Genomic DNA, 24,648 nt, shown 5'->3' on the forward strand with positions numbered 1-24,648 from the left:
CGGACAGACATTAAGGTAAGGCTAGGCATAGTTCCTAGATTGAGGTGGTTCGTTTCATGCGCGCGGAGTCGTTCGGATTCCAGGCTTTCGTCCTTGGCGGTGACGCCCGATGAGCGGCGAACAGTTGTCCGCACTGGACCGCCGACGGGAGCTGCTGCGCAAACGGCTCGCCGAAAGTGGCGTTGCGGCGCAAGCCGCCACCAATGTGGCACCGCGAGTACAAGCGGGCGAGCGGCGCGAACTCGCGCCAGGACAGCGACGCATGTGGTTCCTGCAGGTCAAGGATGAGGCTGACACGACGCTGAATGTCGGTGTTGCGCATCGGATGCGCGGTTCTCTCGATGAGACTCGGTTGCGCGGCGCCTTCGCGGCGATCATCCGGCGCCACGACATTTTGCGCACTACGTATGGTGTTGACGCCGCCGGAGAGCCGTATCAGGTCTTCACCGAAGATGTCGAACTTCCCTGGACCACTATAGATTTAGGGAATCTTGAGGACAGTGCTCGGGAGCGGGAATTTCGGGCGCTGGCCGAGCGTGAGCTTGGCCGCCCGTTCGACCTGACCGTCGACCCGCCGCTACGGATCACGCTACTCCGCATGGATGCACAGGAGTTCGTGCTGCTGTTGGTGGTGCACCACATCGGCTTCGACGACAATTCCTGGGAGGTGTTCTTCACCGAGCTGAGCGACTACTACAACTCCCGCCCAGTTGAGGGCGATGCCCCTCAATTCATGGTGGTGGGTGCGGTCGAGTCCCAGACGTCGGATGTCGGCATCGACTACTGGCGTCAGTCGCTGACGCCCCTTCCGGATTCCCTGGACCTTCCGGGCTCCTCGTCGTCAAACCCGACCTCCCGAAGGGCGCGGCGGCGAGCAATCCCGTTGTCTTCCGACACCGCCGGGCGGATGGAGGAGTTCGCCCGCGCCCACTCGGCGACACCGTTCATGGTCCTGTTGGCGGCCTTCGGAACGCTTGTTCATCGGTACACCGGGGCAACTGACTTCTTGGTCGCCATTCCCGTAGTGGAGCGCAAGGCCAACGCGGAAAAGGCAATTGGCTATTTTGGCAACACTGTGCTGCTGCGGGCTGCCGTGGATCCGAGTATGGGTTTCGCCGCGTACGTAGCCGCAGTGCGTGAGGCGTGCCTGGGAGCGTTTGGCCACCAGAGCATTGGGATCGACGAGGTGGTGCGCGAGGTCAATCCGAGTCGCTCGACCGGCCGTGACGGGCTGGATGATCTGGTGCGGCTCGGTTTCAGTATGCGTAAGGATCCCAACGGATACCGATTGGCCGGCGTGGAGACCAGCAGAATTGATCTCGACGGAGGTGCCGCGCAAGTGCCGCTCGCGCTGGCGATCGCGACGGATTCGTCGGGCACCATGGTGGAGATCGAGTATCAGACTGATGCGCTGCCGCAGTGGCTTGTGGATCAGCTCCTCGCACATTATCGGCGGCTGCTTGAGGATGGTCTAGCCCGCCCCGGGGAGCCAGTCGCACGGCTGGATCCCTTTAGCGACGAAGAGCGTTCGGTGGTGCTGGCGCAGTCACGCGGAGCGCTGTCCGATGTCCCGCGCACGACGCTCGTGAACGTTCTTCAAGAAGCGGCTCGGACAACACCGGATGCCCTAGCTGTGGTGTCTGATGAGTTGGAACTCACCTATGAGGCACTGCATCGTCGCGCGAATCGTGTCGCGCGATGGCTTATCGGCCAAGGGGTTGGTACGGAGGATGTGATTGCCCTCCAGATGTCGACGTCGGTCGAGTTCATCGTCGCGATGTTCGCGGTCCTCAAGTCGGGCGCGGCGTACATGCCCATCGATCCCGCGCTTCCCGAGGATCGAATCGAGTACCTGACCGCCGATGCTAATCCACGGATTGTATGGGGTATAAGCGAGTTCCGGGTCGCCGAAGAAAAGGCCGCCAATCTTTCCGATGCCGAAGTGGCAGACACGGACCGGCTGCGCCCATTGCTGCCCGAGACCCTGGCCTATGTGATCTATACGTCCGGTTCCACCGGCCGGCCCAAGGGGGTTGCCGTCGCGCATGAGGCGATCGCCGAGCATGTGGTGTCCTTCATGGTCGACTGGAGTATGACTGCTGAGGATCGGATGCTGCAGTCGACCTCGGTCAGTTTCGATGCCTCGTTGGCCGACATCCTGTGCCCCTTGTCCTTGGGAGCGCAGCTTGTCCTTCCCAAACCGAATCCATTCTCCGACATCGGGTATGTGATCGACCTGGTCCGTCGTCGAGGCGTGACGGTGCTACACATGGTGCCGTCCCTGCTCAATTCGGTGATGTTGTTGCCGGAGGCTCGTGAGCTGCGCGGGCTGAGGCACATTCCGGTTGGTGGTGAAGCGCTTCCGGGTGAGGTGGCGGACAAGTTCGCCGTCATGTTCGACGCTGAGCTTAGGAATCATTACGGGCCTACCGAGGCAGTGGTGTGTTCGACATACATGCCTGTTGATGGTCCCCAAGGCAATTCGATCGTGCCGATAGGCCATCCCAATCGCAATGTGTACGCCTACGTTTTGGATGAGGCACTCCAGCTGGTGCCCGCAGGCGTTGTCGGTGAGTTGTATCTCGGAGGTGTGCAGCTGGCACGGGGTTATCGTGGCAGGCCCGTGCTCACTGCGGAAAGGTTCGTGGCCGACCCGTTCAGTTCCGGGGGTCGGCTGTACCGCACCGGTGACCTGGTGCGGCGCAACGTATCTGGTGAGCTTGAGTTCGTGGGCCGCGCTGACGAGCAAGTCAAGGTGCGGGGATTCCGCATTGAGCTCGGCGAGGTGGAGGGTGTCATCGGCGCTGATCCGCGGGTCGGTCGCTGTGTGGTGACGGTGGTGGAGGATGCGCAGGTGGGGCCGATGCTGGCCGCCTATGTCGTGCCCGCGTCCGATGATCCCGCCGGGGAAATCGACCTGGAGGAATTGCGCGCCCGGGCTCAGGAAACGTTGCCGGCTTACATGGTGCCGAGCGCATTCGCGGTCATTCCCGAGATTCCCCTGACCACCAGCGGCAAGCTTGATAAGCGGGCGCTACCCGCCCCAGAAACGATGGCGGAGAGGGTGTTTCTGGCTCCTGCCACGCCTACTGAACGCCGGATGTGTGCGATCTTCTCGCATCTGTTCGGGCAGGAGCAGATCAGCGCCGATGACTCGTTCTTCGAGCTGGGCGGTCACTCGCTGTTGGCTGCGCGCCTCGTCGCGCAGATCCGTGCTCAGTTCGGCATCGACCTGACCGTGCGCACGGTCTTCGACAGCCCTACTCCGGCGGGGCTCGCTGGCGAGCTCGTTACGTACTTCCGCGAGGAGTTCGAGATCGAGCTCGACGAGCTGGATCTCGATGACTCCGAAGAGATGGAGATCGCTCCCCAGGACGGTCGTCCGGATCTCGTCCAAGCTGTCCGCCCGGAACGTCTCCCGCTGTCCTCGTCCCAGCTGTCGATGTGGTTCGAGTGTCAGATGGAGGGTGTTACCGATATCGGCAACATGTGGCTGGCATTGCGCTTCGACGGTCCCTTGCAGACACCGGCCCTGATCGCCGCCCTCAACGACGTGGTTGCCCGGCACGAGATGCTACGCACCAATTTTGCGATTCATGAGGGTGGGCCGTATCAGATCGTCCATCCGTCGCGAGAGCTGTCGGTTCCGATCCTCCGGACGGATCCGGACAACCTTACGGACACCCTGGACGAGCTGCGACACCATATTTTCGGGCTGGAATCCGAGCCGCTGTTTCGTCCTTCGATTGTGGAGCTGAGTGCCGAGCAGCACGTGCTTGCCCTGGCTGTGCATCACCTGGTGGTGGACCATGTCTCATTCACCGTGATCGTCGATGATCTTGTGGCCGCGTACCGTGCCCGAGCGACGGGCCAGGCACCACAGTGGGATCCGCAACCGGTGCAGTACGCGGACTATGTCCTGTGGCAGCGCGATGCGTTCGGTGCCGAGAGCGAGTTCGGTCAGGCCGAGGTCACTTACTGGCGCGAGCTGCTGGCTGGGATACCCGTCGAGATCGCGGTGGCACATGATCGTGCGCGGCCGCAGATTCTCGGAAAACGTGGTGAGGTTGAAAAGTTCACCGTCGCGCCCGAGCGTAGGCAGGCACTGACTCGGATGGCCGAGCTGCATGGTGTCACCGAGTTCATGGTCTACCAGGCGGCATTGGCCGCCACCCTGCATCGCCTCGGTGGTGGTACGGACATCGTGATCGGTAGCCCGGTTGCGGCCCGGGTGCACCCCGATGTCGCGAATCTTGTGGGCTTGTTCGCCAATATGGTGGCGCTGCGAAACGATTTGTCCGAGGACCCGACACTGGGCGAGGTATTGCAGCGAAGCCGTGATGCCACCCTCAACGCGCATGCACACCAGGAACTGCCCATCGAGAAACTGGTAGAGGCCATCAATCCACCGCGTTCCCTGTCTTGGAATCCGTTGTTCCAGACCATGGTGAATTTCCGTGGTGCGGATTGGGGTACGGAGGCGCGAGATCTGACAGGTTCTGGCGAGACCTCATTGGTACCACTGCCCATGGAGGTGGACGTCTCCTATCTGGATCTGAACTTCGCGCTGAACGTCACCCCGTCGGGCGGCCTCGACGTTTCGGTGGTGGCCAACGCAGATCTATACGACCCCGAGACGGCGGGACTGATCGCGCGGGCGCTGGACGCGGCGTTCGATGCGTTCGCCACGGATCAGGACGTACGTCTTTCTGAGGTTGTGCTGCTGCCCGCCGATGTGCTGGAACGACTGCTGGCGGCGCCTGCCGCCGCGCACGAACGTGCCGCGGCACCGGTGAGTGAGGGGTCCGAGGAGACCAAACTCGCGCTTATCGGCATCCTGGAAGAGCTGCTGGAGATTAGTGATATCGACCCGGAGGACAACTTCTTCGCCCTTGGTGGAGACAGTGTCATCTCCATCCAATGGTCGACGCGTGCCGCCGAACGTGGGTTGGCGATGACTCCGCAAATGGTGTTCGAATGTGCGACCATCTCTCAACTCGCGGGTGCCGTCGACGCTGCTGACAATGTTGCGGCAGAAACGAATTCGAATTCCGAAGCCGAAGTGGAGCACAGTGCTCCGATGAGTGCCTCCGGTCTGAGCGCCGAAGCGCTCGCTGACCTCACCGCATCCTGGCAGGCGCAGTCGTGACCGGTACCGACCAGCAACCGCAGATCGAGGACGTGCTGGCGCTAAGTCCCTTGCAGGAGGGCTTTTTTGCGCTTTCCCAGCTGGCCGATGAGAGCGTCGACCTGTACAGCATGCAGTTCGTTGCAGATATCGAGGGAGAGCTCGACGTCGATTTGCTGCACCGCAGCGCGCAGGCGCTCCTGACACGGCATCCCAATCTGCGCGCCGCATTCTGGGATCGCGGGTTGCCCAAGCCTGTGCAGATCGTGCCTTCCCACGCGGACATCCCGTGGGAGGAGCGTGAGGCACGGACGACGGATTTCGACGACATCGCGTTGGCGGAACGCCGCCGTCCGTTTGATCTGGGCAAGGGTCCGGCGATACGCATCCTGCTTCTCACGGTGCCCGGTGGCGTACATCGCCGGATGATCGTCACCACCCATCACATACTCATGGATGGTTGGGCGATCGCCATCTTCTTCTCCGAGCTGCTCGCTGCGTATCAGGCGGCCGGATCTGTCGACGGATTGCCGACGGTTCGCCCGTACCGTGATTACATCGCGTGGCTCAACGCGCAGGACACCACCGCTGCGACCGAGCGGTGGACGCGCTATCTCGGAACCGTGTCCGGACCACTCATGCTGGCCGATGGTGTTGTCGCCGCACATGAGAGTGTGCCTGAGAAATCGCAATTCCTTTTGACCCCAGTGGAAACCGCGCGTCTTCGTCAGTGGTCGGCCGCTAACGGGCTCACCCTGAACACCGTGACGGCCTTCGCCTGGGCCCTGGTGCTCGGCAGACTGACGGATCGCACCGATGTGGTGTTCGGCACCATCGTGTCTGGGCGGCCCAAGGAACTTCCCGATGTCGAACGGATGGTCGGGCTTTTCATCAACTCGGTGCCGATGGTGCACCACATCGACTACTCGATGTCGGTCATCGAACAGTGTGCGCAGTTGCAGCGCGAAGCGGCGGCGATGCGTGATATCGGATATCTGAGCCTTTCTGCGCTGCAACGGGCCGAGGGTAGTGCAGCGTTGTTCGACACCCTGTTCGTCTTCGAGAACGCCCCGATCGGCGACGCGGTGCAAGAGGTCGAGATGGCCGACGGTGCCCGCTTCCGCCCGGTGGAGATGGAAAGTTTGGCGCACTATCCGCTAACGGTGGTTTCGCATATGCTTGGCGAATCGCTGTTGGTGATGATCGAGGCGATTCCCGAAGCGCTGCAGTACTTTTCGGGAGCGAGTGTCGGCGAGCGGCTGGTTTCTGTATTACGTCAATTGCCGGATATCGGCGATGCGACCCCAGGAGCCATTGATGTCCTGACCTCGGGCGAGCGGGTGGAGATTGCCGTCACGGCATCCGCGGCAGATGCGTCAGTGGATTCGGTGTGGAAGCTCTTCGAGCGGCAGGTGATGAGTCAGCCCGATGCCGTCGCCCTGACGACGGGGGCCAAAGAAAGCTACACCTACGCACAGTTGCATGCCGCCGCGTGCAGGTTGGCCAATGAACTCGTCGAACATGGCGTGGGGTCTGAAATGACGGTGGCGCTGGCACTTCCGCGCTCCGTCGAGTCGATTATTGCCATCCTTGGGGTACTGGCCGCCGGTGCGGCATACGTTCCCATCGACATGGGACTACCTGCGGCACGTATCGAATCGATTCTGCGCCAATCTGATCCGAAACTTGTCATCACCATTACCGAGCACGGCGACCTCGCAGGGGCGCAGCACCGGGCGGTAGTGCTTGGCGATCCTGTGACCGCGGAGCGGATCTCACATCAGCCTGCGGAGGCTCCTGCTATCTCCAGGCACCCTGACCAGAGCGCCTATCTCATCTTTACCTCCGGATCCACGGGTGAGCCCAAGGGCGTCATCGGCACACACAGTGCGCTGATGAATTACGCTGCCGACCATCGTGATCGGGTCTATCGTCCGGCCACCGCCCGATTGGGGCGCAAGCTTCGGATCGCCCACGCCTGGTCACTGAGCTTCGATGCCTCATGGCAGCCGTTGATCGGTCTATTGGACGGGCACTCCGTGCACCTGTTCGACGCCGAGGCCATGCGGGACGCGCACCGACTGGTGCAGGGCATGGTCGAGCACGGCATCGACATGATCGATACCACGCCGTCGATGCTGGCGCAGTTGTCCGCCGCCGGGCTGCTGGATCGGGAGCTTCCCGTGCTGGCGCTGGGTGGCGAGGCCATTGAGGCCGCCTTGTGGAACCGTCTGAGCGCGTTGACCGAGACCGCTGTCTACAACTGCTATGGCCCAACGGAAACCACAGTCGAAGCGGTTGTCGCAGGGGTGAAGGACTATCCGGCGCCCACCATCGGCACGCCGAATCAGGGGATGGCCGGCTATGTGCTGGATTCACGGCTGAGGCCGGTGCCGGATGGAGCCGTGGGCGAGCTGTACCTTGCCGGGGCCCAGCTGGCGCGCGGCTATGCGGGAAAACCGGCGGTGACGGCTAGTGCCTTTGTTGCCGACCCCCAGCGACCTGGGCAACGCATGTACCGGACGGGTGATCTGGTGCGCCGCTTACCTCATGGCGGCTTCGCATATCTGGGCCGGGCCGATTCCCAGGTGAAGATCCGCGGTTACCGGGTCGAGGTCGGCGAGATTGAATCGGCGCTGCGTCTGCAGCCGGGTGTGCAGACCGCCGCAGTGGCCGTGGTGCGCCGCGCCGGCGGCGCGAGCCTTGTGGGTTTCATTGTGCCCCAACAGGAACTGGCCCAGTTTGATACCACTCGGACTGCGATGAGGCTCGCCGATCGACTGCCGTCGTACATGATGCCATCGCGTTTGGTCGTGCTTGAGCGGCTGCCCGTCACGGTGAATGGCAAGTTGGACGGTGACGTGCTTGAGCGGCTTGCGCTGGATGCACTGTCGGGAGGCGGCTCCGGGGGCGACGGGGCACAACCCGCTACCACCACCGAATGCGCGCTGTGTGACTGCTGTGCCGAACTGTTTGACGGAACGGCGCCGGGTATCGATGAAGACTTCTTCTCGCTCGGGGTTGACAGCATCGTCGCGATCTCGTTGGTCAACAAGGCGCGTAAGCGCGACCTGATGATTACCCCGCGGATGGTGTTGGCCGCGCCAACAATTCGACAGCTTGCGGCCCTCATCGACGAACGAGCCGATCGGTCCAACCGTTCTGAAGGCATTGATTCGCTTGCGGGAGAACCCGATTATGGCGAAGTTCCGCCGTTGCCGGTGGTGTCCTGGATGTACGAGAGTGAAACATACCGTCGGCTCTCGCTGTCAGTGCTTGTCCGGCTGCCCGAGGGCATCGACAGTCGGCGGATAGAGCAGATGCTCCAACTGCTTCTTGATGGATTTGCCATGTTGCGGTCGACCCTGGTGGACACCCCCGACGGCCCGCGCGTGGTCACCCGCGAAGCCGGGACGGTGCGTGCCGAGAGCGTGCTCAGTCGCGTGGAACTGCCTGTAGGCGAAGCTGCTCACGCCGCGATCACCGCGGCCGCGCGGGACGCTTTCGATGCCCTGGATCCGCGGTCGGGTGCCATGGTTCGGGCAACCTGGCTCGCGGATGCAGAATCGGGTGACGCCTTGCTGTTGACCGTCCATCATCTGGCGATGGACGTCGTGTCCTGGCACATTGTGTTGGGTTACCTCGCCGACGCGTGGCATGCGGTGGCATCCGGTGGTGTGCCCAAGGCTCCCATGGAATTCACCTCGTATCGCCGGTGGAGTCAGCTGATGCAGCAGCGGGCGTCCAGCGAGGACGTCTCACGGCAACGTGACTACTGGATCACACAAATATCCGGTCCGGATCCGGAACTCGGATCACGGCATGCAGATCCAGAGCGCGACACCTGGGGGACCCTGCAAACCACTTCAGTACCGACACCTGTGGACACCACCGCGCGCCTGTTAGCCTCGCTGAACAAGCCCGAAGGTGTCTATGGATTTCTCTTGGCGGCGCTGGCGGTCACGGTGGCAAGTTGGCGAGCACAGCGTGGACAAGACTCGGCCGCAGGCACTTTGGTCTCGTTGGAGGGACACGGCAGGGCCGACTCCGAGTTGGACACCGATACCAGCGGCACGGTGGGCTGGTTCACTACCATCTACCCGGTTCGTGTCGGCGCGGGCGAGTCGGCGATAGACATCGACCGGGCGGAGAACGACCGCGACGCGGCCGGGCGGCTCTTGGCTGCGGTCGCCGCGCGTCTCGGCGAGATCCCGAATCAGGGACTGGACTATGGCTTGCTCCGCTATGCGGAGCGCAATGCTGAGCTGGTCGCGGCACGGGATCCGCAGATCCAGTTCAATTACGTGGGCCGGATGGATATCAGCGGGATCGATGACCAGCCGTGGTCCCTCATCACGGATGTGCGAAGCCTCGCTGTGCCTCCGGACTCCGAGCCGGATCTACCCCTCCGATTCGGCATCAACATCGGCGCTGCGGTGATGACGACCGCCGAGGGGCCTCAGTTGGTCACCAACTGGCAGTGGAGTTCAAACCTTTTCACCTCGGAAGATGCCGACCAGCTGGCGCGGCTGTGGCAACGAAGCGTTGCCGCGCTGGCTCAGGCACTCGACGGATAGCGACAGGAAGACAGCACGGATGGAATCAATCAGCAAGGACGAGATCAAGGCGACCGTCGCGGACCTCATCGGGATTGCCCCCCAGGAGATCTCGGACGTTGATGACCTCATCACGCTCGGGCTGGACTCGATTCGCATGATGACTCTGGCCGGTGGATGGCGTAAGCGCGGCAGCCGCATCACCTTTGCGCAGCTCGCTGCCGAGCCGTCGGTCCAGTCCTGGCATGCGCTGTTGGGAGAGGGTGTGGCACCGGTCGCAGAGGTTAGCGACGGCGTCACGTCCACCGACACCCCGGAGGACGCGGTGGAGGATGAGCCCTTCCCGTTGGCCACCATGCAGCACGCCTACTGGATTGGCCGTTCGGAGGATCAGGAGCTCGGTGGTGTGGCCGCGCACCTGTACGTCGAATTCGACGGTGGAGCAATCGATCCCGAGCGGCTTCGGCGGGCAGTTGAGCAGCTCGTCGCGGCACATCCGATGTTGCGCACCAGGTTTTTGCCCGACGGCACCCAGCAGACTCTGACCGCCCCCGAGCGTGATGTCTTCAGCGTGGTGGACCTGCGCGGACGTGCGGATGATGCGATCGAGGCGGCATTGACCGAGCTCCGTGAACGCAAGACGCATCAGCGTTTGGCGATCGAGGACGGCCAGGTGCTCGATGTCACCCTGACCCTGCGCGACGAGGAGAACAGCCGGCTACACCTGGATGTGGACATGCTGGCCGGTGACGCGATGAGCTACCGGGTGCTGGTGTCCGATCTGGCCGCGCTGTATCACGGTGCGGCACAACCGGAGTTGGGGTACACCTATCGGCGGTATCGCACCGAGCAGCGCGGCGACGAGTCGGCGCGCGAGCGTGACCGTCAATGGTGGAGGGAGCGGCTGGACGAGCTGCCGGGTGCGCCGGAGCTGCCCACCGTGCCGGTGAGTGAACGGGCCGAACCGCACCGCACCGTGCGCTACGACTACTGGCTTGAACCGCACGCCAAGCAGCAGCTACTGGCGGCCGCACATCAGCGCGGCATCACCCCCGCGATGGCGATGGCCGCGGTGTTCGCCGAAACCGTCGGAGGGTGGTCGGCGCAAAGCCGGTTCCTGCTGAATGTCCCGCTGTTCCATCGCGAATCGGTGCACCCCGATATCGACAGGGTGATTGGCGATTTCACCTCCTCGATCATGCTCGACGTCGATCTCACCGACCAGATGTCGGTGGCCGACCGCGCTCGCGCGTTGCAGCGCAATATGTACGAGAGCGGAGCGCATTCGGCGTACCCGGGGCTCAATGTGCTCCGGGACCTGGGCAGGCATCGCGGTGAGCCGGTGTTGGCGCCCGTGGTGTACACCAGCGCGCTGAATCTGGGAGAGCTCTTCGCCAAGCCGGTCATGGACACCTTTGGTGAACCGGTCTGGATTATTTCCCAAGGACCGCAGGTGCTGCTGGATGCGCAGGTCACCGAGGTACGCGGCGGACTGCTGCTCAACTGGGATGTGCGTGAGTCGGCCTTCCCGGCGGGCATGGTCGACACCATGTTTGCGCGTTACACCGATGCGGTGGCCGCGCTCTGCACCGGTGATGACGGCTGGAATGCCGATGCGGCCGTGCGGCTTCCGGCCCCGCAGGCCGAGATCAGACGCGCCGTCAATGCGACCGACGGCCCGGTGAGCGGCCGATGCCTGCACGAAGGATTCTTCGATTTCGCGAAGACCCAACCCGGCGCATCCGCGGTGGTGTGGGGCTTCGGCGACGAGGACGGGGTCTGGACCTACGGCGACCTGGCCGCGCAGGCCCTGGCAGTGGCCGGCGCGCTGCAGGCTCGTGGCGTTCGGCCCGGCGACGCGGTGGCGGTGCAGTTGCCCAAGGGGCGCGATCAGATTCTCGCCGTGCTCGGTGTACTTGCCGCCGGGGCGACGTACATCCCAATCGGGTTCGACCAGCCGGCCCGCCGGCGGGCCAGCATCCTCGAAACCGGTGGTGTCGCGATGGCGATAACCGTTCCGGGCGCTGATATTCCGGTGCCGTCGCTGTCCATCGATGAGGCCCGGAATCACGGTGAGCCGCTGGCCGCCCCGGTCATTCCCGCGACTGATGCGATCGCATATGTCATCTTCACCTCGGGCTCGACCGGCACTCCCAAGGGTGTGGACGTACCGCACCGCGGGGCGATGAACACCATCGATGCCGTCAACGAGTGGTTCGATGTCGGCCCCACCGACAGGGTGCTGGCCCTCTCGGCGCTGGAGTTCGATGCTTCCGTGTACGACATCTTCGGCATGTTCTCGGTCGGCGGATCATTGGTGGCGGTCGACGTCGCACAGCGTGCCGAGGCCACCACGTGGGTGGATCTGTTGCGGCGCCACAAGGTTTCGATTCTCAACTGTGTGCCGAGCATGCTGGACATGATCTTGGAGATCGGCGGTAACGGCCTGGGTGACTCGCTGCGGGCTGTCACATTGGGCGGTGACTGGGTGGGCGCTGACCTGGCGACGCGTCTGGCTCAACAGGTGCCGGGCTGCAGGTTCTCCGGCCTGGGCGGAGCCACCGAGACGTCCATCCACAACACCATCTGCGAAGTGGTGGGAGATCCGCCCGCGCACTGGGCGACAGTGCCTTTCGGTGTGCCGCTGCGTAACGTCCGGTGCCGGGTGGTCTCACCCGCGGGTCGTGATTGCCCGGACTGGGTCCCCGGCGAGTTCTGGGTGGGCGGCGCCAATGTCGCGGCCGGATACCGCAAGGACCCCGAGCGCACCGCGGAACGATTCGTCGAGTACGACGGACTGCGCTGGTATCGGACGGGCGACATGGCCAGGTACTGGCCGGACGGAACCATCGAGTTTCTGGGCCGTGCGGACCACCAGGTGCAGATCCGCGGATATCGCGTGGAGCTGGGCGAGGTGGAGAGTGCCTTGCGCATGGTCCCCGGCGTCCGTCATGCCGTTGCGGCCATCGTCGGCGGTGATGCGCCGATCCTTGTCGCCGCGGTATCGGGTACCCCGGACCGGTCGGCGGATTATGCGACGCTGCTCGCTGACCTGGTCCCCGGTTACATGGTTCCGGCCCGTGTCGAGCTCCTCGATCAGATGCCGTTGACGCCGAACGGGAAGATCGATCGGGGAGTGGTGACCGCTCTGCTCGACGAGGCGGCCACGACCGCCACCGACTCGGCTCCCCGGGATGATCTCGACACAGCCCTTGCCGACCTGATGGCAGGTGTACTGGGTCTGGAATCCATTGGGGTGTACGACGACTTCTTCGCTCAGGGCGGCGACTCGGTGCTCGCCACGACAGTCATTGCGCGCGTGCGTGACTGGCTGTCGGTCGAGCACGCGCTCGTCGGAGACCTCTTTGCCACCCGCACCGTCGCCGGACTCGCCGACAGGCTCAAGCAGCGCGAGATCGAACTGGGCACGCCTGACCGCCTGGCCGTAGTCGCCGGGCACTACCTGGAGATCGCGGCGATGACCGATGAGGAGATCCTGGCCGGCACCACCTGACCGGTCAGGAGGCCGCAGGGGTACCGAGCACCATGCTGCCCACACTGCACTCCTGCAGCTCCGGGATGGCTACGGCAGCGGTGAATGCCGCGGTATCGCCGAAGCCCTGGGCGCATGCACCCAGGCCCATGGCCGTGGCGGCCAGATAGATGGTCTGCATGAGAACGCCGACGTGCTTGAGGATGGCCGAGTAGGCGACCTGTTCGTAGGTCCACATCACTCGGCCGGCACGCGCGCCCATCACCAGCAGCACCTGTGGTTCGGCGCCCCCCTCAAGGGTCGCGGAGGTCGATTTCAGCAGCTGCTTGACCGCGGTGGAGCCGGCGTCGGCCACTGGCCGCAGAACGTGCTCGAAGGAGTCGTAGTGGTACATGCCGGGTGCCAGTCCGGCGACGTTGCGTACCACCGGGTACAGCTCCAGTTCGTACACGCTGCCCCCCGAGGGATAGGGGCGCGACAGCAGTTCTTCGCCTTCGCTTTCCGAGCGGGCGCCACGGGTACGGGCCGTGCGATACAGGAGCTCGGAAAGCTGTTCGAGGGTAATGGGGTTGGCGTCATCGAAGGCCCGCACCGAGATCCGGTCTTCGATGACGGCGGTGAGGGTGGGGTCTTGCGTGCGTAGGGTCGCCAGATCCGGGGCGGGCAGCGCGACCGGGCTTCCCGGATAGTTGGGTTTGCGGGCTGCAGGCTGCGGGAACTTGCCCTTCGCCCATTTCGTGGGGCCGAAGTGGTCCCAGGTGATGGTGCGTTCTCCCAGGGTGCTGCGTCGGTGGAACCACAGGTCCGCTGCGCTCCAACTGATCGAGGTGAACTCGTGGTTCTCTTCGTCACGGTTGGAGACGAGGAATCCGCCCCAGCGCAAATCCGCCAGGAACCGCGTGATGAGGTCCTCGCCCAGGTCGGCGGGAGCGCCCGCGGGGCCGTCGAGCAAGGGAAGCAGACGTAGATCGTGGATGCGGATATCGCACCAACCGCGCGGGTTTTCGAGTACGTATCCGCGTGAATCACGATGCAGCACGGAGAATTTCGACAGATGAACGCCCGATGGTGTGGCATCTTCGGGTTGCGGGCCCGGGACCCCGAAACACTGGATGGCATAGAGGTCGTGCGTGTCGTCGCGGACCGTCAGCGAAAGCCATCCACCTTCCAGTAGCCGCCCGATGAGTACCTCGATGGCGTCGCTATCGGAATCGGTTACCAGTTCCGATAGCGTCGCCTGCCCGCTGTTGAGAGTCTTCAGCACGCGCCGCTGTTGCTGCGACAGCTCGGTGAGTTTTTCGTTGCGCGGCGGGTTCAGGAGTATCCCGCCCGCAGCTGTGACGAGGCACGTTGCGCCGTCGCGTAAGGCGAACCGGGTCCCAGCAGGGTAGGTGAAAGCGGACAACGGAAGCCTTCCGGGAACGTATGCCGACGCCGAATGCGTATGCGTTTCACGACGATCATAAGGAACCCCGGTAAGGTATCCCTAACTCGGGCTCCCTTTGCTGGGCGGGCGGATAGCTGTCGGGGGCTTGGATGCGTGAGTTACTTGCATCGCGGACTTTATGTGCGACCTGACGGACAAGCATGCTCAGCTATCCGGCCGATGGTGCTAGATGAAGCCGAAAGTGCCCAGTACGCTGAGCATCCAGCGAATGTCCGAACGATGAGGAGTGCTCGATGAATTTCGGCGATTTCCAGCTCCAGTTCTATGCCGCGGGTGCGCTCGGAAAGGTGTCAACCCTTCCCTTCACCTTTGCCGAACTGGAGAGCCGCGCGGAGCAGACGCTAGGCGAGGGAATCTTCGGCTACGTGCGTGGTGGCGCTGGTGATGAGCACACCCAAGACGCCAATGCCACCGCGTTCCGCCGGTACGGGCTGGTGCCCCGGATGCTGCGAGATCGCACGGCCAGAGACATGTCGACCTCGTTTCTGGGGCGCGCACTCGCCAGTCCACTGTTCATCTGCCCGGTAGGTGTGCTGGGTGCGGTCCGTGATCGTGGCGATCTGCTCACGGCGGCCGCGGCCCGGGACCTCGATGTGCCCGCCATGTACTCGACGCTTTCGTCGGCCACCCTGGAAGAGGTCGCGGCCGAGCGCGGCGATTCATACGGAATCTTCCAGCTGTACCCGTCATCGGATGCCGAGCTGACCGACAACTTCGTCCGGCGTGCCGAGGCGGCGGGGTACGACGCTCTGGCGGTGACCCTGGATACCGGCACGCTGGGATGGCGTCCGCGTGATCTCAAACACGGTTATCTGCCGATGCTGCACGGACATTGCCTGGCCAACTACACCTCCGATCCCCGATTTCTCGAGATCGCGGGCGTGCGTTCCGCAGGGGAACTGACGCCGATGCACGCGGGCCTGGTGTGGGCGTCGCTGTTCAGCCATCCCGGGCTCACCTGGGCGGATATCGATCACTATCGAGAACTGACCAAACTGCCGATCATCCTGAAGGGCATCTGCGACGTCGACGACGTTCGGCAGGCGGTAGATCGCGGCATCGATGCCATTGCCTACTCCAATCATGGTGGGAGGCAGGCGAATGGGGGAGTGCCGGCCATCGATGGTCTGGCCGCGGCCGTCGAGGCGGCCGGCCCGGTTCCGGTGACCTTCGACTCCGGCGTCCGTGACGGTATCGATGTCTTGCGCGCTGTCGCCCTCGGTGCCCGCCTGGTGGGTGTGGCCCGGCCGTACGTGTACGGGCTGGCGCTGGATGGAACCAACGGCGTCAAACACGTGATCCAGTCGCTACTGGCAGAAGCCGACCTCACTATGGCGGTGAACTGCTATCTTTCGCTCAACGAGTTGGCGGTGCAGCGTCTGCCTTGATGCACGGTAGCTGAGTGGGGGTTTAGTGATTCAGGAGTGGCCTCATGGGCCCATCCCGTATCCGGGATACCCGGTGCCTGCCCCCACACCGAGTCGATGGGCGACAGTCACGATCATGGTGGCCGGCGTGATCGCGTTGCTTGCCCTGGGCGGGTGCGGATTCCTGGGCTGGAAGCTGGCGGGCGATCGACGCGAAATGCCTTCCGAATCGGCGGAAGTGCACACCGCCGGTGGCCAAGCACTCGAGGCGGCTCGGGCGTTTGCGACGTTGTTGACGAACGTCGACTACCGGGAACTGGATCGAAGCACAGCCCAGGTACTCGAGAATTCCACCGGAGACTTCAAGAACGCCTACGCCAAATCCAGTGCCGATCTGCGTCAAACGATGGTTCAGAACAAAGCGAAGGCCACCGGCTTGGTGGTCGAATCGGCGATCCAGTCCGGATCCGCCACACAGGTCACCGTGTTGCTGTTTATCGACCAGTCGGTGACCAACGTCGTATTGTCGGAGCCTCGTCTGGACCGGAGCCGGGTGCGGATGACGATGGAGAAGGTGGACGGTCGCTGGTTGACAAGCAAGGTCGACCTGCTGTGAACGAATATCCGGCGCCCTATGCCGTGCCGACCGGTGGCCAGCTGCGGATCGTATTCGCCAGTGTGATGGTTGGCGTGGCGGTGGTCGCGTTGTGCGCGTGCGGCCTATTGGGCTGGAAGTTGTTCCACGACGGACCCATTGCGGCAACCCAGCACCGTGTTCACGAGCTGCGTGAGCAGGGCCGGACGGCAGCCGAGCTGGTGACCGTAACGGTGACGTCGATCGATTCGGGCAACGTGGACGAGAGCTTCGCGAAAATCCTTGAACTCAGCACGGGTGAGCTCAGGGACCAGTTCGCGAAGGGCTCCGTGCAGTTGCGTCAGCTGCTGATTGACAATCACGCCACCGCGACCGGCACGGTGATCGCGTCCGCGGTGCAATCCGACACCCTCGACACGCCCGAGAAGAAGGTGGTCGTTTTGTTGATGGTGGATCAGGCGATCACCAACAGCCAACTTCCCGATCCACGCATCGACAAGTCCCGAATGAAAGTGACCATGGAGCTGGTTGACGGTCGCTGGCTCGCGAGCAGACTCGAATACGTTTAGCTGCCAACGAATAGCGAGTTAGCAACAGTGCTTGATCGGGGCCACCGGGGCGGAGCCGTGGTCAGTGTCGGTGGCATCGAGGAAAGCACCGAGAAACGTATCGAGGTCGACCCGTCGGCCACCGACCCAGGTGCCCTTGATGCTGATTTCCTCGGTGAGTCGTGCGGGATCAATTCCGTACGGATCGTGTGACAGTTCGACGAAATCGGCGAGCTTGCCGACAGCGATGGAACCGATGAGGCGGTCTCGTTGCAGTGTGCGAGCCGCGTTGATGGTCTGCGCACGCAGCGCCTCATCGAGGGTGATGGCCTGTTCGGCGCCATGGACATTGCCGGCACGTGTGCGCCGGGCCGTCACCGTCTGGATGTTTGTCAACGGAGAGGGCGGTGAGACGGATCCGTCGTTGTGCAGCGACACGCACGCCCCTGAGGCGACCGCATCGGCGAAGGGCTGCCACTGGCTGCCGTGCTCGTGGTCGAAGATGTGGCCGTCCAACAGATCTCCCCAGAAGTAGTACTGGAAGGGCGACATGGAGACGTGTACACCCAGCCGGGCGGCACGGTCCAGCTGGGCGCGGGTGGCGCCTCCGACGTGTTCGAGCCGCCACCGGTGATCGGTGCCGAGCAAGCCGTGCCGCTGTAGCGCTGCCTCATAGGCATCGAGTGCCAGCTCCACGGCAAGGTCACCGTTGGAATGGAATGCCATCTGCCAACCCAGGGGCGCGGCCTTGTCCAGGATGACATCGAGCTGCTGGCGGGAGTAGTTCAACGAGCGTGTTCCGCCTGCGGTAGTCGGGTCGATGGCTGCCCTTCGGGTCGCATCTGATTCGACGTAGGGGAACGACGTCGCGCCCGTCCCGACCCACACCGCGCCGTCGGTCCACAGCTTGACGCCGGTCTTACGGAGCATATCCTCGTCGACCGTGAATTCCTCTGACTCGGCATAACTTTCGGTGGTAGACATCTCCCACAGACTGACCCGAAGTGGGCATGAAGGAGCTGCGGCGAGTGCCTCGTAGGCGGGCTTGAGCTGCCGGTCGTAGGACATGTCCGAGGCTGATGTGTATCCCGCGCGGGCCATCGCCGAGAAGAACAGCGCGGCCGAACGCAGCGGATTGCCCATTCCGGCGATCAGTGGTGCCAGTACCTCGGTGAGTACGGGAACCTCGAATCCACGTCCGTTGAGACTGCCGTCGGTGTTGCGCTGGTAATGCCCGCCCACCGGGTCTGCAGGCGGGGCTCCGTCCCAGCCGTGCAGCTTCATGAGTGCTGTGCCGAAATAGATTCCATGTCCGGAGTTATCGGTGATGACGGCGACGCGATCACCGAAGATCTGGTCCAGCTCACGGGCATCGGGTGCGGGGTGTTCGTGTAGGAGTGCGTCGAATCCGCTGAAAATCAATGGTTCTGATGGATCGGTCTCGGCGAGCGCGGCGTGAAACGCGGCGACGACGTCATCCCAGCTCTGGGACTTCCAAGGGGCGATGGAGCGCACGGGAGCTTCGGTGATGACGCCGCTCATGAACGGATGTCCGTGTGGCTCAACGAAACCAGGTAGAAGGGCGCCTGCCCCGGTGTTGATCACCTGGGCGCAGGGGAGCGCCGAGGTGCATTCCGCGAGCGATCCCACCGCGACGATGCGGTTTCCCGATACCGCGATGGCCTCGGCGCGGGGCCGCTCATCGTCCATCGTGATCACGGTGGCGGCCGTCAGGATGATGTCAGACATGTTGCTCCCTCGTTCCTTGCGGTCTTCGTTGTCCGGCATGGATTATCGCCTCCGAGCCTGTGGTGCGTGCCAATGGAATCGGATGGCAAGCATGCGCAGCCCGAATGCACCTAACGCCGCAGCCATTCCGGTGAGATCGGAGTAAATGCCGAAATGGATCAGGAATGCGGTGATGCTGGAGCCGAGCATGGCGGGGATGGCATAGAGCTCGCTGTCCGGCCGTAGCAGGATCGGTGTCTCGCCGGAGAGCAGGTCGCGGATGACTCCGCCTCCGATCGCGGTTAGCGCACCCAGGAGCGCGGCCGAGGGCGCGGAAAGCCCGCTATGGGCCGCGATGGCGGTGCCTGTCACGCAGAAGACCGCTAGTCCCAGGGCGTCGGTGATTTGCAGGGGCCAGCCGGTAAGCCTCGCCGGAGGCTGCCACAGGAAAACCAATCCCGCTGCGGCAAGCGCGATCCCGATATGGGAAAAACTCGTGAATGCCGCCGGCGGGCGTTGTCCGATGATCAGGTCACGGATTACCCCACCGCCGATCGCCGTCACCATGGCAAGCACCGCGAGCCCGACGATGTCGAACTTCTTCTCGACGGCGACCAGAGCCGCCGACATCGCAAAGGCCAAGGTGCCCAGGTAATCAAGGACGACATGGCTGATCGACACCAACGAATGCAGTTCGACCGAGTTCGTCATCAGCGCCACGGTCGTCAACTCGGATTCCTTCCACCAGGCGAAGTCGGATCAAGATCCTATTCGGTGCGGGGGCGTTCCGGTGCGTGTGCGAAAGAACGGGTCAAGATGCCATGACTAACAAGTCAACTCGGCTGGGAATTAGCCCCCGAACCGTGGTCCTCGCCGTCGCAGGTATCGCTCGAACTCGGCTGCCAGGGCGTCGCCGTCGATCTTGCTGAGAATCTCGGTGGTATCGACCTCGGCGTCGCCACGTTCCTCGAGTGACTGGACGTACTCGGCAATCTCTTCGTCCTCGGTCGTCATCTCGGAGACGGCCTGCTCCCACTCCTCGGCCTGTTCGGGCAGATCTCCGAGCGGCACCTCGACATCCAGCACGTCTTCGACGCGCTGCAGCAGCGCGACCGTCGCCTTTGGATTGGGGGGTTGCGATACGTAGTGCGGTACTGCGGCCCAGAAGGCTACGGCCGGTATGCCGGCGTTCACACACGCGTCCTGGAACACCCCGGCGATACCGGTGGGTCCCTCATATCGAGTCTCCTCCAGGCCGAAGAATTTGGCGGCGTCGGGGGAGTAGGCGGTACCGCTCACGGGCACCGGCCGGGTGTGTGGAGTGTCGGCCAATAGTGCACCCAGGATCACCACGGTCGAGACGTTAAGACGGTCAGCGATGGCCAGTAGGCGGTTACAGAAGGTGCGCCAGCGCATGTTCGGTTCGGCACCGTGCATCAGAACCACGTCGCGCTGCGAGCCGGGTGGCGAACAGTAGGAGATATGCATGCCCGGCCACTCCAACTCGCGGGTGACACCCTTGACCAGCCGTACGACGGGACGATTGACCTGGTAGTCGTAGTAATCCTCGTCGTCGATGGTCATCAACGGAGTGGCTTGCCAGGTGGTGTCCAGGTGCTCCAACGCAGCGCTGGCGGCATCTCCGGCGTCGTTCCAGCCCTCGAATGCGGCAACCACCACCGGGTCGCGCAGCACGGGTAGGCCGTTCTGGGCGGTCTCCGACTGGGTCACGGTGCCAGCGTAAGCCCTGCGTGACGGGGACGAGCTGCGGCTGGCGGAGAATGGATTGGATAGCCGGATCACATTGTTGATATGACCGCCGCTAATAAAACCCGCACGACACCACGCAGACAAACTAGGCGTTCGCACGACCGTCGAGTGACGACGTAGACTCGATCCGGTCGAGAGGCGTTGCAACGGTTCCGGATCACAGCCCGTGACCGCCACGCTCGGCAGAGTTAAGGACGCCTTCCGCTCTGGAAGGAATGCACGTGACCAATCTGCAGCCGAATGTCCGACCCGACTGCACGGACGCGCTGACCACTGCTCTCGAACAGCGGATCTTGGTGATCGACGGCGCGATGGGTACGGCGATCCAGCGCGACAGGCCCGACGAGGCCGGATACCGCGGCGTACGGTTCGCCGACTGGCCGAGCGACCTCATCGGCAATAACGATCTGCTCACTTTGACGCAACCGCACATCATTGAGGGAATTCACCGTGAGTATCTCGAGGCGGGTGCGGACATCCTCGAGACCAATACCTTCAACGCGAACGCGGTGTCGCTGTCCGATTACGGCATGGAAGAGCTGAGCTACGAGCTGAACTATGCGGGTGCCGCGCTGGCACGGGCGGCCGCCGACGACTACAGCACCCCCGCGAAGCCGCGCTACGTCGCCGGGGCGCTGGGGCCGACCACCCGGACCGCGTCGATTTCACCGGACGTCAACGATCCCGGAGCCCGCAACGTCTCCTACGACCAGCTGGTCGCCGCCTATCTTGAAGCAGCCAACGGCCTGGTCGACGGCGGTGCCGACATCATCCTCGTGGAGACCATCTTCGACTCGCTGAACGCCAAGGCAGCGGTGTTCGCCGTGGAGACGCTGTTTGAGCAGCGCGGGCGTCGCTGGCCGATCATCATCTCGGGCACCATCACCGACGCGTCCGGGCGAACGTTGTCCGGCCAGGTCACCGAGGCATTCTGGAACGCGATCCGGCACGCCAGGCCCATCGCGGTGGGCCTCAACTGCGCCCTGGGCGCCCCGGAGATGCGGCCCTATATCGCCGAGATGTCGCGCATTGCCGACACCTTCGTCTCCTGCTATCCGAACGCGGGTCTGCCCAACGCCTTCGGCGAGTACGACGAGTCCCCCGAGCGCCAGGCCGGGTATCTTGCCGAGTTCGCCGAGGACGGCCTGGTCAACCTGGTCGGTGGGTGCTGCGGGACGGCGCCTGCGCATATCGCTGAGATCGCCAAGGTTGTCGAGGGCATGACGCCGAGGCAGCTGCCGCACGTGCCGGTGGCTACCCGGCTGTCGGGTCTGGAGCCGCTCAACATCACCGATGACTCCCTGTTCGTGAACATCGGTGAGCGCACCAACATCACCGGCTCCGCCCGGTTCCGCAATCTGATCAAGGCCGAGGACTACGACACGGCGCTGTCGGTCGCCCTGCAGCAGGTCGAGGTCGGTGCGCAGGTCATCGACATCAACATGGACGAGGGCATGATCGACGGCGTTGCCGCGATGGATCGGTTCACCAAGCTGATCGCGGCCGAGCCCGATATCAGCCGCGTCCCGGTGATGATCGACTCCTCCAAATGGGAGGTCATCGAGGCGGGTCTGAAAAACGTGCAGGGCAAGCCGATCGTCAACTCGATCTCCATGAAGGAGGGCGAGGAGAAGTTCGTCCGCGAAGCGCAGCTGTGCCGCAAGTACGGCGCCGCCGTCGTGGTGATGGCCTTCGATGAAACAGGTCAGGCCGACAACCTGGAGCGTCGTAAGGAGATCTGCGGGCGCGCCTACCGGATCCTGACCGAAGAGGTCGGTTTCCCGGCTGAGGACATCATCTTCGATCCGAACTGCTTCGCGCTGGCGACGGGGATCGAGGAACATGCGACGTACGGGATCGACTTCATCGAGGCCTGTGCCTGGATCAAGGAGAACCTGCCCGGTGTGCACATCTCCGGCGGTATCTCGAACGTGTCGTTCTCGTTCCGCGGCAACAATCCCGTCCGCGAGGCTATCCACGCGGTGTTTCTGTTCCACGCCATCAAGGCCGGTCTGGACATGGGCATCGTCAACGCCGGCGCACTGGTGCCCTACGACTCGATCGACTCCGAGCTGCGGGAGCGCATCGAGGACGTCGTCCTGAACCGTCGCGCGGACGCGGCAGAACGGCTCCTGGAGATCGCCGAACGGTTCAACAGCACGGAGAACTCGGGCGGAGGAGACGATCGAGCAGTTCAAGAGTGGCGCAGTCTTCCGGTGCGCGAACGGATTACGCACGCTTTGGTCAAGGGAATCGACGCCCATGTCGATGACGACACCGAGGAGTTGCGCGCTGAGATCGCCGCCGCGGGCGGGCGCCCGATCGAGGTGATCGAGGGTCCACTGATGGATGGCATGAACGTCGTCGGCGACCTCTTCGGTGCGGGAAAGATGTTCCTGCCACAGGTGGTGAAGTCGGCCCGGGTGATGAAGAAGGCCGTTGCGTACCTGCTGCCGTTCATCGAGAAGGAAAAGGCGCAGAACGAGGGCGCCACTGGGTCTACCAAATCCAAAGACACCAACGGCACCATCATCATGGCGACCGTGAAGGGCGACGTCCACGACATCGGTAAGAATATCGTCGGAGTCGTTTTGCAGTGCAACAACTTCGAAGTGATCGACCTCGGTGTGATGGTGCCCGCCCAGAAGATCCTGGACGCAGCGAAGGAGCACGACGCCGACATCATCGGGCTGTCCGGCCTGATCACCCCGTCGCTGGATGAAATGGCCAACTTCGCCGTCGAGATGGAACGCGAAGGGCTGGAGATCCCGCTGTTGATCGGTGGCGCGACCACCTCGCGCGCCCACACCGCGGTAAAGATTTCACCGCGTCGCAAGGGCCCGGTGGTCTGGGTCAAGGACGCGTCCCGGTCGGTGCCGGTTGCCGCCGCGCTCCTCGATGACAAGCAGCGGCCAGGACTGCTGGAGGCCACCGAGAAGGACTATGCGTCGCTTCGCGAACGGCATGCACAGAAGAACGAGCGGCCGACGCTGACACTGGAGAAGGCCCGCGCCAACCGGACGCCGATCGAGTGGGAGGGATACACGCCGCCCGTGCCCGTCATAGGGATTGGGGTTCGGGAGTTTCTGGACTACGACATCGCCGAGCTGCGCGAGTACATCGACTGGCAGCCCTTCTTCAACGCCTGGGAGATGAAGGGCCGGTTCCCCGACATCCTTAACAACCCGGCCACGGGCGAGGCCGCCCGCAAGCTGTACGACGACGCCCAGCAGATGCTCGACACCCTGATCAAGGAGAAGTGGCTGACCGCCAATGGGGTGATCGGTTTCTTCCCCGCGAATGCGGTGGGTGACGACATCGAGGTCTACACCGACGACACTCGCACTGAGGTGCTGACCACGCTGCATAACCTGCGCCAGCAGGGCGAGCACCGCGACGGCATCCCGAACCGGTCGCTGGGCGACTACATCGCGCCTAAGGACACGGGCCTGGCCGACTACGTCGGCGCCTTCGCGGTCACCTCGGGGCTCGGCAGCCAGGACAAGATCATGGAGTTCAAGGCGGATCTGGACGACTACAGTGCGATCCTGCTGGAGTCGGTCGCTGACCGGCTGGCCGAGGCTTTCGCCGAGCGGATGCACCAGCGGGTCCGCAAGGAGTTCTGGGGCTTCCAGCCTGATGAGCAGCTGGACAACGAGGCACTCATCGGCGAGAAGTACCGGGGAATCCGGCCGGCACCCGGTTACCCGGCCTGCCCGGAACACACCGAGAAGACGACGCTGTTCGACCTGATGGACGTCACGAAGCGGACCGGCATCGAGCTGACCGAATCGATGGCGATGTGGCCCGGGGCCGCGGTCAGCGGCTGGTACTTCTCGCACCCGCAGTCGCAGTACTTCGTGGTCGGCCGGTTGGCCCAGGACCAGGTCGCCGACTATGCCAAGCGCAAGGGCTGGACGCTGCAGGAAGCGGAGCGCTGGCTCGGCCCGAACCTCGGCTACAACCCTGAGGACTGAGCACCGGCGTCATGGGCAGCAGGCGACCTCTGACAGAAT

Annotated in this window: 11 protein-coding genes; 7 read left to right on the top strand and 4 right to left on the bottom strand. The window is 63.6% G+C overall.

Annotated elements, in window-relative coordinates; all coding sequences use genetic code 11:
* The first annotated feature begins 109 nt into the window (after nt 1-109).
* From AOT87_RS14670 to AOT87_RS14680, 3 genes are read left to right on the top strand one after another with little or no spacing between them, the layout of a single operon-like run.
* Nucleotides 110-5,149 carry a non-ribosomal peptide synthetase gene (locus AOT87_RS14670; RefSeq protein ID WP_057968048.1) on the top strand — a complete coding sequence of 1,680 codons (5,040 nt, stop codon included), beginning with the start codon at nt 110-112 and terminating at the stop codon, nt 5,147-5,149.
* The gene (locus tag AOT87_RS14675; protein ID WP_057968047.1) at nt 5,146-9,705 is read left to right on the top strand and encodes a non-ribosomal peptide synthetase; all 4,560 of its coding nucleotides are present in this window, start codon (nt 5,146-5,148) and stop codon (nt 9,703-9,705) included. The genes AOT87_RS14670 and AOT87_RS14675 overlap by 4 nt, the downstream gene beginning before the upstream one ends.
* Before the next feature lie 19 nt (nt 9,706-9,724).
* Nucleotides 9,725-13,198 carry a non-ribosomal peptide synthetase gene (locus AOT87_RS14680; RefSeq protein WP_057968046.1) on the top strand — a complete coding sequence of 1,158 codons (3,474 nt, stop codon included), beginning with the start codon at nt 9,725-9,727 and terminating at the stop codon, nt 13,196-13,198.
* Between the two features lie 4 nt (nt 13,199-13,202).
* Here the strand turns inward: AOT87_RS14680 and AOT87_RS14685 are convergent, their stop codons facing one another.
* Nucleotides 13,203-14,582 carry a SagB family peptide dehydrogenase gene (locus AOT87_RS14685; protein WP_057968045.1) on the bottom strand — a complete coding sequence of 460 codons (1,380 nt, stop codon included), beginning with the start codon at nt 14,580-14,582 and terminating at the stop codon, nt 13,203-13,205.
* A 275-nt stretch (nt 14,583-14,857) separates the two neighbouring features.
* On the opposite strand from AOT87_RS14685, the gene AOT87_RS14690 reads away from it, so the two are divergent.
* The 3 genes from AOT87_RS14690 to AOT87_RS14700 all read left to right on the top strand — a co-directional run bounded on the left by AOT87_RS14690 (nt 14,858) and on the right by AOT87_RS14700 (nt 17,155).
* Nucleotides 14,858-16,012 (top strand): alpha-hydroxy-acid oxidizing protein, encoded by a 1,155-nt coding sequence (locus tag AOT87_RS14690; protein ID WP_057968044.1) that lies wholly within the window; start codon nt 14,858-14,860, stop codon nt 16,010-16,012.
* A 73-nt stretch (nt 16,013-16,085) separates the two neighbouring features.
* Nucleotides 16,086-16,607 carry an Mce protein gene (locus AOT87_RS28400; protein ID WP_131727347.1) on the top strand — a complete coding sequence of 174 codons (522 nt, stop codon included), beginning with the start codon at nt 16,086-16,088 and terminating at the stop codon, nt 16,605-16,607.
* Nucleotides 16,604-17,155 carry a hypothetical protein gene (locus tag AOT87_RS14700; protein ID WP_057968042.1) on the top strand — a complete coding sequence of 184 codons (552 nt, stop codon included), beginning with the start codon at nt 16,604-16,606 and terminating at the stop codon, nt 17,153-17,155. The genes AOT87_RS28400 and AOT87_RS14700 overlap by 4 nt, the downstream gene beginning before the upstream one ends.
* An 18-nt stretch (nt 17,156-17,173) precedes the next feature.
* Here AOT87_RS14700 and AOT87_RS14705 read toward each other — a convergent pair whose 3' ends face one another.
* The 3 genes from AOT87_RS14705 to AOT87_RS14715 all read right to left on the bottom strand — a co-directional run bounded on the left by AOT87_RS14705 (nt 17,174) and on the right by AOT87_RS14715 (nt 20,593).
* On the bottom strand, nt 17,174-18,883 hold the full coding sequence (locus AOT87_RS14705) for an amidohydrolase (protein WP_057968079.1): 1,710 nt from the start codon (nt 18,881-18,883) through the stop codon (nt 17,174-17,176).
* Nucleotides 18,884-18,925: 42 nt separating this feature from the next.
* Nucleotides 18,926-19,591 carry a trimeric intracellular cation channel family protein gene (locus AOT87_RS14710; protein ID WP_057968041.1) on the bottom strand — a complete coding sequence of 222 codons (666 nt, stop codon included), beginning with the start codon at nt 19,589-19,591 and terminating at the stop codon, nt 18,926-18,928.
* A 120-nt stretch (nt 19,592-19,711) separates the two neighbouring features.
* Nucleotides 19,712-20,593 carry a PAC2 family protein gene (locus AOT87_RS14715; protein ID WP_046253463.1) on the bottom strand — a complete coding sequence of 294 codons (882 nt, stop codon included), beginning with the start codon at nt 20,591-20,593 and terminating at the stop codon, nt 19,712-19,714.
* Between the two features lie 260 nt (nt 20,594-20,853).
* Here AOT87_RS14715 and metH point away from each other — a divergent pair, with 260 nt between their 5' ends.
* The gene (gene metH, locus AOT87_RS14720) at nt 20,854-24,609 is read left to right on the top strand and encodes a methionine synthase (RefSeq protein WP_109398881.1); all 3,756 of its coding nucleotides are present in this window, start codon (nt 20,854-20,856) and stop codon (nt 24,607-24,609) included.
* The last annotated feature ends 39 nt before the right edge of the window (nt 24,610-24,648 follow it).

The sequence above is a fragment of the Mycobacteroides sp. H003 genome (genome assembly GCF_001440135.1).
In the GTDB taxonomy this organism is placed as follows: Bacteria; Actinomycetota; Actinomycetes; order Mycobacteriales; family Mycobacteriaceae; genus Mycobacterium; species Mycobacterium gwanakae.

Excerpts from the sequence above, each read along its gene's own strand:
- AOT87_RS14670 (WP_057968048.1), top strand. The coding sequence starts at position 110 with ATGAGCGGCGAACAGTTGTCCGCACTGGACCGCCGACGGGAGCTGCTG.
- AOT87_RS14680 (WP_057968046.1), top strand. The coding sequence starts at position 9,725 with ATGGAATCAATCAGCAAGGACGAGATCAAGGCGACCGTCGCGGACCTC.
- AOT87_RS14690 (WP_057968044.1), top strand. The coding sequence starts at position 14,858 with ATGAATTTCGGCGATTTCCAGCTCCAGTTCTATGCCGCGGGTGCGCTC.
- AOT87_RS14705 (WP_057968079.1), bottom strand. The coding sequence starts at position 18,883 with ATGTCTGACATCATCCTGACGGCCGCCACCGTGATCACGATGGACGAT.